19 protein-coding genes are annotated in these 16,387 nt (G+C 69.4%); 13 read left to right on the top strand and 6 right to left on the bottom strand.

From position 1 onward, the window contains the following. Nucleotides 1-23: 23 nt before the first annotated feature. From OG698_RS19460 to OG698_RS19450, 3 genes are all read right to left on the bottom strand, one after another. On the bottom strand, nt 24-1,280 hold the full coding sequence (locus OG698_RS19460; RefSeq protein ID WP_406104340.1) for a putative T7SS-secreted protein: 1,257 nt from the start codon (nt 1,278-1,280) through the stop codon (nt 24-26). Continuing rightward, complete coding sequence (locus OG698_RS19455; RefSeq protein ID WP_406104339.1) at nt 1,280-1,594, bottom strand: hypothetical protein; 315 nt, start codon at nt 1,592-1,594, stop codon at nt 1,280-1,282. Before OG698_RS19455 ends, OG698_RS19460 begins: the two co-directional genes overlap by 1 nt. A 78-nt stretch (nt 1,595-1,672) precedes the next feature. Beyond that, nucleotides 1,673-2,680: a chitinase gene (locus tag OG698_RS19450; RefSeq protein WP_406104338.1), complete on the bottom strand. Its 1,008-nt coding sequence runs from the start codon at nt 2,678-2,680 to the stop codon at nt 1,673-1,675. A gap of 256 nt (nt 2,681-2,936) precedes the next feature. Between OG698_RS19450 and OG698_RS19445 the strand changes: the two genes are divergently transcribed. From OG698_RS19445 to OG698_RS19435, 3 genes are all read left to right on the top strand, one after another. After that, the gene (locus tag OG698_RS19445; RefSeq protein ID WP_406104337.1) at nt 2,937-3,941 is read left to right on the top strand and encodes a hypothetical protein; all 1,005 of its coding nucleotides are present in this window, start codon (nt 2,937-2,939) and stop codon (nt 3,939-3,941) included. 82 nt (nt 3,942-4,023) lie between these two features. Next, nucleotides 4,024-4,734: a Flp pilus assembly protein CpaB gene (cpaB, locus tag OG698_RS19440; protein WP_406104336.1), complete on the top strand. Its 711-nt coding sequence runs from the start codon at nt 4,024-4,026 to the stop codon at nt 4,732-4,734. A gap of 39 nt (nt 4,735-4,773) precedes the next feature. Further along, nucleotides 4,774-6,369 carry a CpaE family protein gene (locus OG698_RS19435; protein WP_406104334.1) on the top strand — a complete coding sequence of 532 codons (1,596 nt, stop codon included), beginning with the start codon at nt 4,774-4,776 and terminating at the stop codon, nt 6,367-6,369. Nucleotides 6,370-6,386: 17 nt separating this feature from the next. Here the strand turns inward: OG698_RS19435 and OG698_RS19430 are convergent, their stop codons facing one another. Continuing rightward, nucleotides 6,387-6,626, bottom strand: coding sequence for a hypothetical protein (locus OG698_RS19430; protein WP_406104332.1), 240 nt, complete (start codon nt 6,624-6,626; stop codon nt 6,387-6,389). A 6-nt stretch (nt 6,627-6,632) separates the two neighbouring features. On the opposite strand from OG698_RS19430, the gene OG698_RS19425 reads away from it, so the two are divergent. The 10 genes from OG698_RS19425 (at nt 6,633) to OG698_RS19380 (ending at nt 13,959) form a co-directional block, all read left to right on the top strand. Next, on the top strand, nt 6,633-7,034 hold the full coding sequence (locus tag OG698_RS19425; RefSeq protein WP_406104330.1) for a TadE family protein: 402 nt from the start codon (nt 6,633-6,635) through the stop codon (nt 7,032-7,034). Between the two features lie 8 nt (nt 7,035-7,042). Then, nucleotides 7,043-8,380 carry a CpaF family protein gene (locus OG698_RS19420; RefSeq protein ID WP_406104329.1) on the top strand — a complete coding sequence of 446 codons (1,338 nt, stop codon included), beginning with the start codon at nt 7,043-7,045 and terminating at the stop codon, nt 8,378-8,380. 34 nt (nt 8,381-8,414) lie between these two features. Then, a complete protein-coding gene (locus OG698_RS19415; RefSeq protein ID WP_406104327.1) occupies nt 8,415-9,365 on the top strand; it encodes a type II secretion system F family protein in 951 nt (316 codons plus the stop codon). Nucleotides 9,366-9,411: 46 nt separating this feature from the next. Further along, the gene (locus OG698_RS19410; RefSeq protein WP_100598197.1) at nt 9,412-10,314 is read left to right on the top strand and encodes a DUF5936 domain-containing protein; all 903 of its coding nucleotides are present in this window, start codon (nt 9,412-9,414) and stop codon (nt 10,312-10,314) included. A gap of 129 nt (nt 10,315-10,443) precedes the next feature. After that, complete coding sequence (locus OG698_RS19405) at nt 10,444-11,268, top strand: hypothetical protein (RefSeq protein ID WP_406104325.1); 825 nt, start codon at nt 10,444-10,446, stop codon at nt 11,266-11,268. Between the two features lie 177 nt (nt 11,269-11,445). After that, complete coding sequence (locus OG698_RS19400; RefSeq protein ID WP_372564789.1) at nt 11,446-11,637, top strand: hypothetical protein; 192 nt, start codon at nt 11,446-11,448, stop codon at nt 11,635-11,637. Then, nucleotides 11,634-12,245, top strand: a complete 612-nt coding sequence (locus OG698_RS19395; protein ID WP_406111152.1) for a pilus assembly protein TadG-related protein — start codon at nt 11,634-11,636, stop codon at nt 12,243-12,245. The genes OG698_RS19400 and OG698_RS19395 overlap by 4 nt, the downstream gene beginning before the upstream one ends. Before the next feature lie 28 nt (nt 12,246-12,273). Then, complete coding sequence (locus OG698_RS19390) at nt 12,274-12,840, top strand: hypothetical protein (protein WP_406104323.1); 567 nt, start codon at nt 12,274-12,276, stop codon at nt 12,838-12,840. 4 nt (nt 12,841-12,844) lie between these two features. Continuing rightward, entirely contained in the window at nt 12,845-13,471 is a 627-nt protein-coding gene (locus tag OG698_RS19385) for an OmpA family protein (protein ID WP_406104321.1), read from the top strand. 161 nt (nt 13,472-13,632) lie between these two features. Next, complete coding sequence (locus OG698_RS19380; protein ID WP_406104319.1) at nt 13,633-13,959, top strand: hypothetical protein; 327 nt, start codon at nt 13,633-13,635, stop codon at nt 13,957-13,959. Between the two features lie 167 nt (nt 13,960-14,126). Here the strand turns inward: OG698_RS19380 and OG698_RS19375 are convergent, their stop codons facing one another. Together OG698_RS19375 and OG698_RS19370 are read right to left on the bottom strand one after the other, a co-directional pair. Next, the gene (locus OG698_RS19375) at nt 14,127-15,428 is read right to left on the bottom strand and encodes a cytochrome P450 (RefSeq protein ID WP_399982545.1); all 1,302 of its coding nucleotides are present in this window, start codon (nt 15,426-15,428) and stop codon (nt 14,127-14,129) included. 423 nt (nt 15,429-15,851) lie between these two features. Next, nucleotides 15,852-16,358, bottom strand: coding sequence for a DinB family protein (locus tag OG698_RS19370; protein ID WP_406104317.1), 507 nt, complete (start codon nt 16,356-16,358; stop codon nt 15,852-15,854). Nucleotides 16,359-16,387: the final 29 nt, after the last annotated feature.

Raw genomic sequence — 16,387 nt, 5'->3', positions numbered from 1 at the left:
GGCGCTCGCCTATGCGGCTTCCCTCAAGATGATTCAGGCTGACGGTCTCGATCTTCTTGGTGGGCGTGCAGTACATGTCCCGGCGCAGAGCCTTCGCACCGACGGCGTGGACGGTGAATTTGCCCGAACCGGCGCAGGCGAAGGTCAGTGAATACGTCCGGCCCTCGAGCATCGTGGCTTTCTCGGGGGACTGGTCGAGATCGCCCCTTGCTCCCCAGCGACTCCAGAAATGCCCGGCCCCCGAACTCGGAGGGATCTTTCTTGAAGCTCTCGTACGCGTCCTTTGCCGCACGGTCGGGATGAGTGGCGGTGGACGCCAGCCCGGCCAGGGTCAGGTTGACGTTCTCCACGTACGCGGCCGGGTGCGTGATGTTGTACGGATCTTCCGGGTTGAGTCCGCGTACGAAAGTGAGCAGGCCTGCCGCGCCCTTGAGTACGCCGCCTGCGAAGTGGGTCAACTCGGTGGTCGTCGCTTGGACGTTGTCAGTGACGTCGGACTTGAGGCGGTCGAGCGGAGGTGGCTCGGCCGGTGCGTGGGCCAGGGCCGCCTTGACCGCGCTGGTGGCGGTGGCGCCGGCCTCGTTGCGTTGGCGGCGCGCCTCCGCGAGTTTCTCGCGCGCATGCTTGATGTCCGCCGTGCCAGGGTCTTTGAACGGATCGGGGCGAGGGCCGGGGTCCTTGTCGGCCTTGAGCGCGGCCTTATACGCGTCGACCCGGTTGTTGTACGTCTCCACGGCCTGGTCGGAGGCGTGCTTGCCCTTTTTGTAGAGGTCGATGGCATCCTGCGCCTGTCCCTGCGCCCACTTGACCGTATCGGCGTACGTGTCGAGGGCCTTGCCCGCTTTGTCGCAGGCGTCCGCCGCGTGCAGCCACTTGCCGGGGTGCATGGCGAACTTCTTCCGGAAGGTGCTCGCCGCCTCGCCCTGCCAGTGCGACGAGTCCAGGGCGCGCATGCCCCCGCCGACCTTGTCGAAGGCTTTGTGGAAGTCCTTCAGGTGGCTCGCGCTCGCGCGGATGTCGCCGGGGTTGCCGTGCACAAGCTCGTTGGCCTGTTCGGTCTCGCCGAGCTGCTGCTCGTCGACGGTAGCGCCGAGGTCGGACGCGAGCCCGTCGCCGAGGTCCTTGACCTTGTCCGCGGCCCAGTCCGCGCCGGCGTACTCAAGACCGTCGCCGAGCTTGTCGGCGCCCCACTCGACCCCCTCGCCAAGGGCCTTCTTGCCGTTGTCCCAGCCGTCCTCCAGTGCGTCAAGGCCCTTGTTCGCCCAGTCACCGATCCCCATCAGTGGGCGCCCCCGCCCTGCTGGGCAGCTGCTTCGGCCCGTTCCTCGGCGGACGGCCCGAACCTGCTGTCCAACCAGGCCTCGTACTCCTTGTCGTTCATGCCACTGATCTGCTGCGGGGTCACGGGACTCCCCACGGTCGAGGTGGCCACGTCCCGGGCAGCGTCCTTGTACCCCTGCCTGATGTTCGTGCGGGCCTCGTCGAAGGGCAGTGGGTGCTGCTGGGTGTCGTGGTCGTGGCTGCCGGTGGGGCTGTGCGGGCCGGCGGTGCGAACGCGAAACTCACCGTCGTCGGCGACGCCCGCCCCCGACACGCAGCAGCGCCGCCGGGGGAGCGGCGGCGCTGCGGATCGGAGGGGGGGATTGTGGGCGCTCGGGCCGGGGTGGGGTGGTCAGAGGCCGTGTACGTGCGGCCCCACCGACGAAGACCAGGCGTTGCCCGACGTCGCGTCCCAGTTCGTGGACCACGTCATCGCGCCCCGCAGGCCGGGGTACGTCTTCGAGGGCTTGAACGAGCCGCAGTTCGTGCCCTTCGTGAGGCAGTCCAGGGCCGCGTTGACCACGGACGGGGACACGTAGCCGCTGCCTGCCGCGCTGGTGGAGGCCGGTACGCCGAGACCTACCTGGGACGGGTCCAGGCCGCCCTCCAACTGGATGCAGGCGAGGGCCGTGAGGAAGTCGACCGAGCCCTGGCTGTAGACCTTGCCGTCGCAGCCCAGCATCGAACCGCTGTTGTAGTACTGCATGTTGACGACCGTCAGGATGTCTTTCACGGCGAGTGCGGTCTTGAAGTACTCGGCCGACGTCGACTGCATGTCTATCGTCTGCGGGGCCATCGTCAGGACGAAGTCCGAACCAGCCTTTGCGGCGAGGGACTTCAGGGCCTGCGACATGTACGTCGAATTCAGGCCGTTCTCGAGGTCGATATCGACGCCGTTGAAGCCGTATTCCTGCATCAGCGAGTAGACCGAGTTCGCGAAGTTCGTCGCGGAATTCGCGTCATTGATGGAGACCGTGCCGTTCTGGCCGCCGATCGAGATGACGACCGACTTGCCGGCGTCCTGCTTCGCCTTGATGTCCGCCTTGAAGGCGTCCTCCGTATAACCGCCGAGGCCCGCCGAGTCGAGCGTGAAGTCGACCGAGCCCGGCGTCGTCGTCGCGTCGGCGAACGCCACCGCGATGATGTCGTAGTCGCCCGGTACGTCGCCGAGCTTCTGGACGGTCGCTCCGTTGTTGAAGTTCTGCCAGTAGCCGGTGACCGCGTGGGCCGGGGGTGCCGCGTCCGCCCCGGCGGGGTCCGCGGTGGCCGTGGCCGTGCCGGTGAGGGCCAGGGCCAGAGTGGTCAGGGCCGCTGCTAGGAATGAACGCTTCCATGCTGGATTTGTCGTCGCGCGTGCCATTGCTGCCTCCGGTTCAGATGTGGGGGGAGGGGCAGTTGCTGGTTGAACAAACTGGTCCAGACCATTTGGGTTGTCAAGACCTCTGGAATTACTGGTTCCTTGACTGGCCGAGACGGCCGCCGCGCGGCTCCGGGCCGGCCTCCCGGCCGGCGGCCTGAGCAACCTCCCGGTGAACACCGGGAAGTTGGGTGTTGAGCGGGCAATGCGCGGATATGGTGCTGAGACAGGAGTGCACAGAGACCGGGGGTGTGCGAGCGTGCCGACCGCGATAGCCGTGACCAGCCCTGACCTGGTCCTCGCCGCGGCCGACCGGCATACGCCGTCCGCCGCCGTGCTCCACTCCGCCGAGGACAGGGGCGGCAGGGCGGAGCCGTACGACCTCGATCGCGCGATCGTCGAGATGCACACCCTGATCGAGCACCACGGCTATGTGATCGCCCTGTGCCCGGCTTCCGTGCCGGACCTGGTCGTTCACCGGCTCCACGCTGTGCGTTCCGTGCTGGAAAGTGACCGGATCGCCATCCTGCGGCCGGAGCTCCCGCCGCTCGGGCTCGCCGTACTCGTGCTCCAGCTGCGGCAGTTGACCATGTGCGACTTCAGCCCGGGCGTGCTCGCCTCCGCCGCGCGGCTCCTCGCCCACTACATCTACGCCGGCGCCGTACTCGGCTCCGTCGCCCGGCTCGACCGCGTCCCCGTCAGCCTTACGTCGCACGCCAAGTCGTGGGTGCCGGGCGCCCAGTTCGCCGTACTCGCCACCCCGCAGCCCGAACTCGTACGGCTCACCGGACCCGAGCCGCCCCGGCTGAGCGGACCCGCCTTCGGCACCCGTATGTATTACGCCGCGGGGCAGCAGCCCACCGACTGGATCACCGGCACCCTCGCGCCCGCCTGGCAGGTGCAGGGCGCCGTCGAGACGCGGCTGCCCGCCGAGTCGGGGCGCTGGTGGGCCACCGGGAAGCCGGGGAGCCCCGGAAAACTCGCCGAGTTCGCGGCCGCCATCCCCGATATCTCCGTGCTCTACCAGCTCGTCTCGTCCGTCCGGCGCGAGGCGTGCCACTGGTGCGGCCTCGAACTCATCGGCGACCGCTGCGGCTTCTGTGCGGCGCCGCTCGCCGATCCGCCCGCCCCGGCCGCGAAGCCACCGGGCGGACGCGGCCGCGGCAGTGCCCTCGCACCCGCCACCGGCCTCGCTGCCGCTACTGCACTGGCCCCCGTCACCGGCCCGGCCCGCGCCGCCCTGCCACCCGCCGCCCGCCCTTGATCCACAACGAGATCCCCGACGAGATCCACAACGCGCTCCCCATCGAGATCCCCAACGAGATCCCCACGAGGTAGTCCGGTCCATGAACTCACGTCAGCGTCGCGGCGTCATCCTGTTGGTCATCTCGGCCCTGTGCGCCGTCGGCGCCTTCGCCGGGGTGCTCTCGGTGATCCGTGACGTGAACTCGAAGGTGGGCCCGGAAGTCGCGGCGTACCGGCTGAAGGACGATGTCGCGCCGTACAAGGAGCTGACCGCCGACCGGTTCGAGAAGGTCGAGATGCCCGAGCGGTGGCTGTCGAAGACCGCCGTGACCAGTCTCAGTCAGATCCGCGGCAAGATCGCCGTCACGACGCTGAAGAAGGGTTCCCTGCTCCAGACCGACATGATCGTCTCCCGGCCCCAACTCAGGGACGGACAGCAGGAGATCGCCATCATGATCGACGCCGAGACCGGGGTCGCCGGGAAGATCACGCCCGGGTCGAAGGTCAACATCTACGCCACCTTCAAGGCCGCCAACGAGAAGGCCAAGGACCAGTCCAAGGTCATCGTCGAGAACGCGGAGGTCATGGACGTCGGCAAACTCACGCCCATCGACGAACAGGGTGGCGACAACGGCCGGCGCCGGCAGGGCGAGGCCGTGCCGATCACCTTCGCCCTCGACCCCGCCGACGCGCAGCGCGTCGCGTACGCGGAGTCGTTCGCGACCCACGTCCGGCTCGCCCTCGTCGCCGCCGGCAGCGACGCGGCCGTCCCGCCGGGCGACCGCTCGTACACCCTCGACGAGGACAAGTAGCGCACAAGTGAGAGCAAGAGAGAGGAGGCGAGGCGCCGTATGAGCATCCGTATTCTTCCCGCGGTGGGGGACCTGGACGCCGCCCGGTCCCTGGTCACGCTGCTCGGGCAGCTGCCCGACGCCGAGCCCGCGCCGCCCGTCGCCGACTCCACCGCCCTCCTCGACACCCTCGCCCGGCTCGCCGCCGAGTCGCTCGACGAACTGCCCGAGGTCGTCCTCGTCCACGAGCGGATCGGGCCCGTTCCCGCCCTTGAACTGATCCGGGACCTCGTCCTGCGCTTCCCGGCCGTCGGCGTCGTCCTCGCCACCGCCGACACCAGCCCCGCCCTGCTCACCGCCGCGATGGACTCGGGCGCGCGCGGCATCGTCGGGTTCCCCCTCGGGTACGACGCGCTCGCCGAGCGTGTGCAGGCCGCCGCGTCCTGGTCCAGCGGCATGCGCAGGCACCTCGGCAGCGGCGGCGAGCTGGCGATCACGGCCGGTACGTCCGGCGGGCGCGTCATCACCGTCACCGGCGCGAAGGGCGGCGTGGGCACGACCGTCACCGCCGTCCAACTCGCTCTGGCCGCCAAGGCGTCGGGCCGCTCGGTCGCGCTCCTCGACCTCGACCTCCAGTCCGGTGACGTCGCCTCGTACCTCGACGTCCAGTTCCGCCGCTCCGTCGCCGACCTCGCCGCCATCCGCGACATCACCCCGCGCGTCCTGCAGGACGCCGTCTTCACCCACGAGACCGGCCTCGGTCTCCTGCTCGCGCCGTCCGACGGCGAGCGCGGCGAAGAGGTCACCGACCGCGTGGCCCGCCAGGTCGTCCAGGCGCTGCGCAGCCGCTACGACCTCGTGGTCGTCGACTGCGGTACGCAGATGGGGTCCGCGAACGCGGCGGCCGTCGAACTCGCCGACCAGGCAGTCCTGTTGGTCACCCCCGACGTCGTCGCTGTGCGCGCCGCGAAGCGCATGATCCGTATGTGGGACCGCCTCCAGATCCGTAAGGCCGAGGAGACCGTCACCGTCATCAACCGTCACGCGCGCGGATCCGAGATCACCGCGTCGCTCGTGGAGCGCGTGACGGGCACCCGGGTCGCGCGTGCCAGCGTGCCCGCCGGGTTCAAGGAGCTCCAGGGCGCGGTCGACGCGGGCCGTATGCAGGACCTCGACAGCCGGTCGACGGTGAAGCAGGCGCTGTGGGGGCTCGCGGGCGAGCTCGGCCTGGTCGACGCCGCCGCGCAGGAATCCGGCCGCCGCGCCCGCCGTCGCGGCGGCGACAAGGGCGCGGTCACCCTGGAGTTCGCGGGCATGTTCCCGCTGCTGCTCGTCGTCATGGGCCTGCTGTGGCAGTGCGTCCTGTACGGGTACACGTACTCGCTCGCCGGGAACGCGGCGGACGAGGCGGCCAGAGCAGCGACCTCCGCCGAGGCCGGAAGCGGCGACACGGCGGGCGCGTGCCAGACCGCGGGCGAGAAGAATCTGCCCGGAGCGTGGCAGGGCGCCGCCATCACCTGCGGACCCGACGGGTCGGTGATGAAGGCGACCGTGCAGCTCGAGGTGCCGGTGTTCTTCCCCGGGATCGACGCCGGGTGGACCGTCAAGGGCGAGGCGGGCGCCGCGAGGGAGGACGACCAGGGGGCCACGCCGTGAGGGGCCGGCTGTCGGTGTCAGGCGAAGGGGGTCGGCTCCGACGCCTGCGGACGGAAGGCGGCCCGCGCGACCGGACGGAAGGTGGGCCGCGCCACCGTACGGAAGGCGGCCCGCGCCAGTCGGAAGACAGCCCTCGGCGCCGGACGGAAGGCGGCCCGCGCGACCGGACGGAAGGCGGCCCGCGCCACCGTACGGAACACGGCCCGCGCCAGACGGAAGGCGGCCCGAGCCACCGTACGGAACACGGCCCGCGCCACGGGACGGTGGACTGCTCCCGCCAGACGGAAGACAGCCCCCGCCAAAGCCTCCGCACCGACGACCGAGGCGTCTCCATCCTCGAGTTCGCCGGGTTCCTGCCCTTCCTCCTCCTCATCGGCATGGCCGCCATCCAGCTCGGCCTCGTCGGCTACAGCGCGAACCAGGCCGGTTCCGGCGCCAGGGCCGCCGCCCGCGTGCAGTCGCAGGGCGGCGACGGCACCGGCGCCGGGCAGGCCGCGATGAGCGGCTGGCTCGACGCGGACATCGACGCCGGAGGCGGAGGCGGCGACACGACCACCGCCACGGTCACCGTGCACGTCCCGGTCCTCGTCCCGTTCCTGGACGACCGGTGGGACGTGCGGCGCACCGCCACCATGCCGAACGACCGTGACCCGGAAGGGGGTTGAGCCGGAACATGAGCCTGCGATCAAGGGTGACGGTCCGCGAGGAGCCCGGCCCTTCCCGCGACGACGGCCTCGTCGCCGTCTACCGCGCGAAGCTCCTGGAGGAGATCGACCTCGCCGAGATGTCGTCGCTCGCGGCGGCCGACCGGCGGATCCGTCTCGAACGCGTCCTCGGCCACATCATCAGCCGCGAGGGCCCGGTCCTCTCCTCCTCCGAACGCAGCCAGCTGGTCCGCCGCGTCGTCGACGAGGCGCTCGGGCTGGGCGTACTGGAACCCCTTCTCGCCGACGCGTCCATCACCGAGATCATGGTCAACGGCCCGGACGCGATCTTCGTGGAGCGCGCCGGGCGCGTGGAGCAGCTCCCCCTGCGCTTCGCCTCGCAGGAACAGCTCATGCAGACCATCGAGCGCATCGTCTCCACGGTGAACCGGCGCGTCGACGAGTCGAACCCGATGGTCGACGCCCGCCTGCCCACCGGCGAGCGCGTCAACGTGATCATCCCGCCGCTGTCCCTCACCGGCGCCACCCTCACGATCCGCCGCTTCCCGCGCGCCTACACCCTGCCCGAGCTGATCGGCCTCGGCTCGCTCGACGAGCAGATGCTGATGCTGCTGTCCGCGTTCGTCCGCGCCCGCTTCAACGTCATCGTGAGCGGCGGCACGGGCTCCGGGAAGACCACCCTCCTCAACGCGCTCTCCGGCCTCATCCCGCCCCACGAGCGCATCATCACCATCGAGGACTCGGCGGAACTCCAGCTCCAGCAGGACCATGTGATCCGCCTCGAATCGAGGCCCCCGAACGTCGAGGGCAAGGGCCAGATCACCATCCGCGACCTCGTCCGCAACTCCCTGCGCATGCGCCCCGACCGCATCATCGTCGGCGAGGTGCGCGGCGGCGAGACCCTCGACATGCTCCAGGCCATGTCGACCGGCCACGACGGCTCGCTCGCCACCGTCCACGCGAACACCGCCGAGGACGCCCTCATGCGGATGCAGACCCTCGGGTCCATGTCCGAGGTGCAGATCCCGTTCGAGGCGCTCAAGGACCAGATCAACTCGGCCGTCGACGTCCTCGTCCAGCTCACCCGGCACGCCGACGGCTCGCGCAAGGTCACCGAGATCGCCCTGCTCGTCTCGCACGGCCGCGAACAGTTCAGGATCTCGACGGTCTCCCGCTTCGTGCCGCACCCCCTCGGCCACGACCACCGCGTGCGCGGCACCTTCGAGCATCTGCCGCTGCCGCGCCGCGTGGCCGAGCGCCTGTACGTCGCGAACGAGCCGATCCCGCCGGCGTTCGGCGTGCTGGACGGCATCGACGGACGCAACACGAGGGAGGCCATCGGATGAGGACCGTGCGACCCGCCGTCGAGGGTGGCGGATCATGAGCGATCCCGCCCTCATCGCCCTCGGCGCCACCATCCTGACCTGCGCACTCGCCGTCGCCGGCCTCCACGCGTACGCGTCCGGGCGAGCCCAGCGCCAGGCCCTCGTCGACCGGCTCGACGGTCTGTCGGGTGCCGGCCCGTACGGCGGCGCCTCCGGCCGCGTACGCCGCTTCGCCACCGTCGACCGCAGGCTGCGCCGCACCCGGCTCGGCCGCGCCATCCATCTGCGCCTGTCCGCGACGGGGCTCGACCTGACCGCGGGGGAGTTCTTCACGTACGTACTCGCCGTGGTCGTCGCCCTCTGGCTGATCGCGTCGGCCGCCCTCGCGCCCTTCTTCGGGCCGATCGCCGGGCTCGTCGGCGTGTGGAGCGCGGTGATCTTCCTCAACTGGCAGCGGCAGAAGCGCATCGAGGCGTTCATCAACCAACTCCCGGACGTGGCCCGCCTCCTGGCCAACGCCACCGCCGCCGGACTCGCCCTGCGCACGTCCCTCGCGATGGCCGCGGAGGAGCTGGAGGCGCCCGCCGGCGAGGAGCTGTCCATGGTCGCCGACCAGCTCGCGCTCGGCCGTACCATCGACGACACCCTCGGCGAGCTCGCCGAACGCCTCCCGTCCCGCGAACTGGTCGTCCTGGTCACGACCCTCGTCCTCGCCAACAAGGCGGGCGGCTCGGTCGTGTCGTCCCTGCGGAACCTCACCCAGACCCTGGAGGACCGCAAAGAGACCCGGCGCGAGATCCGCACGATGCTCTCCGAGGTCAACGCGACCGCGTTCACCGTGCCGCTCCTCGGCCTCGGCTCGCTGCTCCTGATCAACTCGTCGAACGAGGGCGCGCTGGCCAGAGTGACCGGATCGCCGGTCGGCCAGGCGCTGATCCTGATCTCGCTCGGCCTGTACGGGATCGGGTTCTTCGTGATCCGCCGGCTCGGGAAGATCGAGGTCTGACATGGGCGTCCGTCATCCGGCGCACGGCGAGCGAGGTAGGTAGGCCATGAGTACGGGTCTGATCGGGCTGCTGCTCGCCCTCGCGATGGGCCTCGCCGTCCTCGGGATCTTCCTGGGCATCCGCATGTACCGCGCCGAGGCGAAGCTCCCCGGCGATCTGGCCATAGCCCTGGAGGTTGGCGCGACGCGCGTGTCCGCCGCCGGGTCCGCGGTCGACCGCCTGGGCATGCGCTTCGCCCCCCTCGTCCTGCGGGCCATGGGCCCCCGGCGCGTCACCTCGAAGCGGCGCAAGATCGACATGGCGGGGAACCCGGGTGGCCTCACCATCGACCGCTACGCCGCGCGCCGCGCGGTCTACGGGATCTTCGGGGTCGTCCTCGGCCTGGTCTTCCTCACCAACGGCCAGACCCTGTTCGCCGCCCTCACCCTCGCGTTCGGCCTCCTCGCCGCGGACGGTCTCATCTGGCAGGCCACACGCGAGCGCAAAGAGGTCATCGACCGCACGCTCCCCGACTTCCTCGACGTACTCGCCGTCGTCGTCAGCGCGGGCCTCGGCTTCCGGCAGGCGCTCGACCGCGTCGCCGAGAAGTACGAGGGGCCGTGGGCCGACGAGTTGCGTATTACGCTCCGGCAAATGGACATGGGCGTCAGCCGGCGCCAGGCGTTCGACGAGCTGCGCCGCCGCAACGCTTCCGAACAGGTCGCCCAGTTCGTCTCCGCGCTCCAGCAGGGCGAGGAACTCGGCTCGCCCATCGCCGAGACCCTCATCCAGATCGCCACGGACATGCGGCGCACCGACGCCCAGAACTCCCGCCGCCGGGCCGCGAAGACGATCCCGAAGGCCACGATGGTCACCCTCGTCTTCATGCTCCCCGCCACGATGATCCTCATCGCGACGGGCATGTTCCTCGGCTCCGGATCCAACTTCGGTTCGATTCTCGGGCGTTGAGGGACTGCGCTGTGACGGGTCCACTGGCTACAGTGGACTGAGCAATTGGTTGGCAGTTGCGAATTTGGCAAATATGGCGACTCGTTGACGGGGTGATCGCATGTCGTGCGGAGCGGGTTGGGTCGACCGATGAGGAAGAGACCTGTGTCGGTGGCGGGCGCCTGCCTGGCACTGGCCGTGCTCACCGCCTGCGGCCGCTTCGAGTCCCACCCGGAGCCGGCGGGTACGGCGATCCCGTCCGAAGTACCGTCCAAGCCGACGTACACCACGGCGAAGGCGGTCGTACAGGCCATGGGCCAGGCCGGCCTCGACTGCGAGACCGTGCGCAGCCGGGACTACGACGGCAGCTCCACGGCGGACTGCGTCGCGACGGTCGACGGGGTGAAGGTCGAGAACGAGATCTCGGTCTTCGACCCCGACGTCGTGTCGAAGACGGAGATCGGTACGTCGATCGAGTCCCGGCGCACGGGCGCGTACGCGCAGACACTGGTCGCGGCCGGGAACTGGTACATCCGCGTCATGGACCCGCCGTCCGCCCCGGCGGTCGCGAAGGCGTTGCACGCGGTGGTCGTGGATGCGAAGGGGAAGGGGGCGAAGACCCCCAAGTACCCACTCCCACATATCTCTTCCACTCCCACCTACAAGAAGGTGGACGCGCTGGCGGACGACGTGGCCGCCTCCGTGGGTTGCTTCCAACGTCAGACGGCGAGTACCGGAAGCATCAAGTGCGAGACCGGAAAGCTGGGTTCGGGCACCACCAACTGCGCCGTCCTGACCCTGCACCCCACCCACGCCCGCCGCGATGCCGCCCTGCGCGAGGCGATCAAGTACCGCGGCGTCCCCGCCGAGCTGGTCACCGCGGGCAACTGGACCGTCAACCTCTGCGACACCACCCTCGGCGCGAAGGTCGCCCGCGATCTGGGTGGGGTCGTGGTGGCGTACGACGGGCGGTGAAGGGCATGACAGGAAGCGACCAACTTCCGGTCAAGCGTGCGCCGTTAATGTGCGAAACACGGCACAGAGGGTTGCAGTTCCCGTACGTTGCGTATGGTGCCCGGGAGGTTCGGGGCGGCGAAATCGTGCGGGAACGAAGGGGAAACCGTGCTGAAGGAACGCGTACTCGGGGTGTGGGTGAAGTGGACCGTGACGGTGGGGGACCGCGTCCGCGGGAGGGAACGGGATTCCGGGGCGGGGTTCGTGGAGTATGCGGGGTTGATGATTTTGATTGCGGGGATCTACACCTTGATCGATCAGCTGGGCCTGGACGGCAAGATTTCGCAGGCCATCGGCAATGCGGTGAACAACGTCATCGGCGGGGGCTGAGTACGCGGCGGCCGAGTGGTGATCGAGGGCAGACCCTCCCCATCTACATATGGATGACGGCGATTCTACTCTTTGCCGCATTTGCTTTCTTTGCCTTCGCCCAGGCAGCGTCCGCGCGTAATGGCGCCCAGTCCGCAGCGGACGCGGCTGCTCTGGCTGCGGCCCAGGACTCCCGGAAGGAACTGCTAGACGGCTTGGGAGCGGCCATCGGGCAGGGAGACGCCTGGAGCGACTGGCTGCTCGGCGACAAGTTCGACGGCGTGGGCGCCGCGGAGGCCGCAAAGCGGCTGGCAGCGGAGAACGACGCAGATGTCGTAGCAGGACCGGATGACACGGACGTGGATGGCCATCCGGGATATCGAGTGGAGGTCGAGACCCGCTACACCGTCGGAGACTCGGTCATTCCCGGCACGGAGACCAAGCACGCGAAGGCGCACGCCATCGCAGTGATCGAGCCTCGTTGCGATGTCGATCCGGATGCCGATCCGGGAAAGACAGTGGTCTTCGACTGCGACGGCGGCGAGCAGTTCGAGTTCGACCCGGACGACTTCGACATCGAGGACCTGCCTGATCCCTCGGTTCTGTTCTCCGTTCACTTGGCCGACTGACAAACGACGAGAGAGGAAAGCCGCACTGATGAATGTTCGGCACACCCTGAGCGCGGTGGCGATCACGACTGGGCTGGTCCTCACGGTGGCCGGCTGCGGTGGGGGAGACGACAAGGGATCCGAGAACCCCAAGCCCTCTTCTTCGTCGAGCAAGAGCAGCGGCGGAGATGCCAAGGAATCGGCTCCCGGCGAAAGCAAGTCTCTTGCTGAGGTGAAGAGCAACGGCATCACCGTCAACGTCAATTCAGCCACCCGTGATCAGGGCGGATTCCTCAACATCACCGGCACGGTGACCAACGGTGGCTCGGGTATCTGGCTGGCGAGTGAGTGGAAGAGCGACGAGACCGAACTTCAGGTGAACGGCGGATCTCTGGCCGGAGCCAGCGTCGTCGACCAAGCGGGCAAGAAGAAGTACCTGGTCCTCAGGGACACGCAAGGCCGATGCCTCTGCACCAAGTTCGAAGGCGGCATCAACCAGGGCCAGACGGTCGACTGGTTCGCCCAATTCCCCGCGCCGCCCGAAGGCACCACGAAGGTTCAGCTGCAGGTGCCGACGATGCCCCCCGCCCCCGTAGAAATCTCCGAGGGCGAGTAACCCCATGCCCCTCACCCATCGCATCGCCGCCCTCACCACCGTCGCCCTGATCACCCTCGGCGGAAGCCTCAGCGGCAGCGCCTACGCCGACGACCCCGACCCCTCCGGCGCCCCGCCCGGCAGTACCACCACCTCCCCGCCCCCCGACGTCGACGCCAACAGCCCCGGGCTGAAGCTCGCCGACGGCGCCACGCTCGCGCCGGCCAAGGTGCTCGACATCAAGTCCGTCGTGGAGGACCTGTCGGGCGACGAGCGGCGCGAGGACACCAACCAGGACGTGAAGTTCGCGCTCCAGGCGGAGGTGCTGTTCCCGAAGGACAGCTCCAAGCTGAATCCGGGCGCGAAGTCCCGGATTCAGGCCATCGCCGACGAGATCAAGGCACAGAACGCCACGAACGTCCGCGTCTTCGGCTTCACGGACGACCTCGGGTCGTACGCGCATGGGCTGACGCTCTCGAAGAAGCGCGCGGAGGCGGTGCACGACGAGCTGGCGGCAGCACTCGGTTCGCAGGACCAGGACGTCACGTTCGCGGTGCGCGGCTACAGCGAGGACTACCCGATCGCCGACAACAACAGCGAAGAGGGCCGCAAGAAGAACCGCCGCGTGGAGGTGTCGTTCCCGAGGGCGTGAGCTTGTAACGGCTACATGCTGTCCGGTGACGGTGGGTCGCCTCCGGAGGCGGGTTCCCTTCATCGGCATGCGCGTCAGCGCCCTTGGTCCACTGCCTGCGTCGCTGGTGAGACGTAGGTTCCCCGCTGCGGCAGCTTCGTCTGCTTGCCAGGAGAACTCCCATGCCATCAGCAGAAGGTGTTCGTGACCTTCTCGTCCCACATCTGATGGGGCGGCTGGACGACGGGAGCGCGGAACTCGACGTGGTCGGCTTTCGCGTGGTGGAGCATGGCCGGTGCTTCACGGTCGAACTCGAGCTGACGGCCTACGGGCAACGCTGGCGGGTGCGCCTTGAAGGCGATAGTTCGGAGATGGCCATCTTCGACGGTCAGCCGCCTCATCACCTGGTCCGCAGCGTGGCATCGGCCTTTCGAATCCGCTTGTTCGAATGGTGGCACATGAAGGACTCGGAACGGCAGTTGGCCAGGCGGGGTGAACGCATCAAATAGCGTGATCTGAGCACCGCTGCACGTAGCGCGCGAATACGACAGCGTCCCCGTCCGGCTATCCGGGCGGGGACGCTCCAGTCAGGGCGCGGGGGAGTGCTGACTTCAGACCGGCTTGCCGCCGTACGATCGGCAGGGGAAGCGCAGTGGTGCGCCGGGGCTCGACCGCTTCAGGCCACGTAGACCGGCAGCGTGTCCACCCCGTACACGATCGACAGCTTGCGGAACTCCAGGTCGCGGGGCTCGACGGCGAGCTTCAACTCCGGGAAGCGGCGGACCAGTTGGGGGAAGGCCGCGCGGAGTTCCATCTTGCCGAGTTCGGCGCCGATGCAGCGGTGGATGCCGTAGCCGAACGCGAGGTGGGAGCCGGTGACCTGGCGGGACGGGTCGAAGCGGTCCATGTCCTCGCCGAGGCGCGCGTCGCGGTCGGCCGCGCTGAGGGAGACGAGGACTATGTCGCCGCCGGATATCTGGACCCCGCCGATCTCGACGTCCTCGCGCGCGAAGCGCGGGAACGCGGTCTGGACGACGGTCAGATGGCGCAGCAACTCGTCGACGAAGGGCGCGGCGACGGCCTCCGGATCCTCCGCGTCGCGCAGCGCGGCGAAGTGCTCGGGGTTCTGGAGCAGGATGAGCGTGCCGAGCGCCAGCATGCTCGCGGTGGTCTCCAGGCCGCCGGTGAGGACGCCGTCGGCGAGGCCGGTGAGCTCCTCGTCCGTGATGGAGTCGCCGTATTCGCGTACGAGCATGCCGAGGAGGCCGTCGCCGGGGTTGCGGCGCTGCTCGGCGACGATCCCGCGCAGGTAGTCGAGGGACTGCGACACGGCGCTGAACGACGCGCCCGCGCCGCCGAACACGTCGAAGCGGGCCACGGAGAACTGCTGGAAGTCGTCCCGGTCCTCATAGGGGACGCCGAGCAGTTCGCAGATCACCAGCGCGGGCACCGGCATCGCGAAGTGCTCGACGAGGTCCACGGTGCCGTCGCCGTCCGCCGCCTTCGCGAGGTCGGCGAGGCGCTCCTCGACGATGGCGTGGATACGGGGCGTGAGCCGGGAGAGCCGGCGCATCGTGAACTCCGGCGTCAGCATCTTCCGCAGCCGGGTGTGGTCCGGCGGGTCGGTGAAGCCGAGCCCGCCCGGGTTCTGGTCGTCGGTGACGCCGGTGTTGCCGACCAGGTTCCGGAAGTCGTTGCTGAAGGCGGAGCCGTGGCCCAGTACGGCCTTCGCCTCGTCGTAGCCGGTGACCAGCCAGACCGTCATGCCGGGGATGGGCAGCCTGCTGACCGGCTCCCGGTCACGCAGCTCGCCGATCTCGGCCACCGGGTCGAGGCCGTCGCGGCGCAGCGGAAGGAGTGCGGCGTCGGGCAGCTTCGAGAGGACGGACAGGTCGAGGCCGCCCTTCTTCCGGAGCCGGGCGAAGTAGAGGCGGGTGAGCCAGGCCGCTATCGAGGATCGTGCGGAACGGGCCGCTATCGCCGAGCGTGCGGAACGAGCCGCTTCCGCTGGGCGTGCGGAACGGGCCGCTATCGCTGAACGGGCGGAACGAACGGAGCGAATGGAACGATCGGACATGTGCTCGCATTTCGGCGCGGGACGGACGGTGCCGTTACCTGTGTCGGGCAGCGGTGCCCGGAGCGGATCCGCCCAGGGTACGTGGAGAACCCCCGTAGGCCGAGGCCGGGCGGGCGGTGACCTCCCCCGCCCACGTCAGCGGCTCGGCCGGGGAACGGGGCGGGAGTTCGGTCGGAGCCGGCCGGGAGTTCGGCCGGAGCCGGGCGACGATGACGCGTCCGTCGCCCGGCGATCCGGCGGTCGGCGTGCGGCAATCACGCGTCCGTCACCCGGTAATCCATGGAATGTCCGTCGCCCAGCAATCCATTGGCCGGCGTGGGACGATCACGCCCTGGACGTCCCCTGGTGATCGCCCGCCGCCCCGTCGATCAGTTCCCGCAGGATGTCGACGTGGCCCGCGTGCCGGGCCGTCTCCTCCAGCATGTGGATGAGCACCCACCGCATCGACACCTTCTTGCCGTCCCACGACGTGCCGGTCTCCTCGAGCCCGACCTCGGCGATCACGGCGTCGGCCGCGGCTCGCGCCCGGCCGTAGAAAGCGGTGATGCTCTCCGTGGACTCCTCGGGGCCCACCCGCAGGTCCTCGTCCGTCTCCGGGTCGAACCACAGCGGCTCCACCGGCCGCCCGAACGTCTCGCAGAACCAGCCGTACTCGACCGACGCCAGATGCTTGACCAGGCCGAGGAGGCTGTTCCCCGACGGGGCCATCGGCCGCCGCACCTGCTCCTCGTCGAGACCCTGCAGCTTCCAGAGCACGACGTCGCGGTGCCGGTCGAGCGCTGCCAGCAGACTTTCCTTCTCGCCCCCGGTGTAGGGCACGTGGATTCCCATGCCGGGGAACGTAGCAGCGCACGCCGACA

It is taken from the genome of Streptomyces sp. NBC_01003, from assembly GCF_045162695.1.
In the GTDB taxonomy this organism is placed as follows: domain Bacteria; phylum Actinomycetota; class Actinomycetes; order Streptomycetales; family Streptomycetaceae; genus Streptomyces.
The sequence above is the reverse complement of the archived record's forward strand: the minus strand, read 5'-3'. Positions and strand labels throughout refer to the sequence as shown.

Excerpts from the sequence above, each read along its gene's own strand:
- OG698_RS19460 (WP_406104340.1), bottom strand. The coding sequence starts at position 1,280 with ATGGGGATCGGTGACTGGGCGAACAAGGGCCTTGACGCACTGGAGGAC.
- OG698_RS19420 (WP_406104329.1), top strand. The coding sequence starts at position 7,043 with ATGAGCCTGCGATCAAGGGTGACGGTCCGCGAGGAGCCCGGCCCTTCC.
- OG698_RS19405 (WP_406104325.1), top strand. The coding sequence starts at position 10,444 with ATGAGGAAGAGACCTGTGTCGGTGGCGGGCGCCTGCCTGGCACTGGCC.
- OG698_RS19410 (WP_100598197.1), top strand. The coding sequence starts at position 9,412 with ATGAGTACGGGTCTGATCGGGCTGCTGCTCGCCCTCGCGATGGGCCTC.
- OG698_RS19390 (WP_406104323.1), top strand. The coding sequence starts at position 12,274 with ATGAATGTTCGGCACACCCTGAGCGCGGTGGCGATCACGACTGGGCTG.
- cpaB (WP_406104336.1), top strand. The coding sequence starts at position 4,024 with ATGAACTCACGTCAGCGTCGCGGCGTCATCCTGTTGGTCATCTCGGCC.
- OG698_RS19380 (WP_406104319.1), top strand. The coding sequence starts at position 13,633 with ATGCCATCAGCAGAAGGTGTTCGTGACCTTCTCGTCCCACATCTGATG.
- OG698_RS19370 (WP_406104317.1), bottom strand. The coding sequence starts at position 16,358 with ATGGGAATCCACGTGCCCTACACCGGGGGCGAGAAGGAAAGTCTGCTG.
- OG698_RS19450 (WP_406104338.1), bottom strand. The coding sequence starts at position 2,680 with ATGGCACGCGCGACGACAAATCCAGCATGGAAGCGTTCATTCCTAGCA.
- OG698_RS19415 (WP_406104327.1), top strand. The coding sequence starts at position 8,415 with ATGAGCGATCCCGCCCTCATCGCCCTCGGCGCCACCATCCTGACCTGC.
- OG698_RS19435 (WP_406104334.1), top strand. The coding sequence starts at position 4,774 with ATGAGCATCCGTATTCTTCCCGCGGTGGGGGACCTGGACGCCGCCCGG.
- OG698_RS19385 (WP_406104321.1), top strand. The coding sequence starts at position 12,845 with ATGCCCCTCACCCATCGCATCGCCGCCCTCACCACCGTCGCCCTGATC.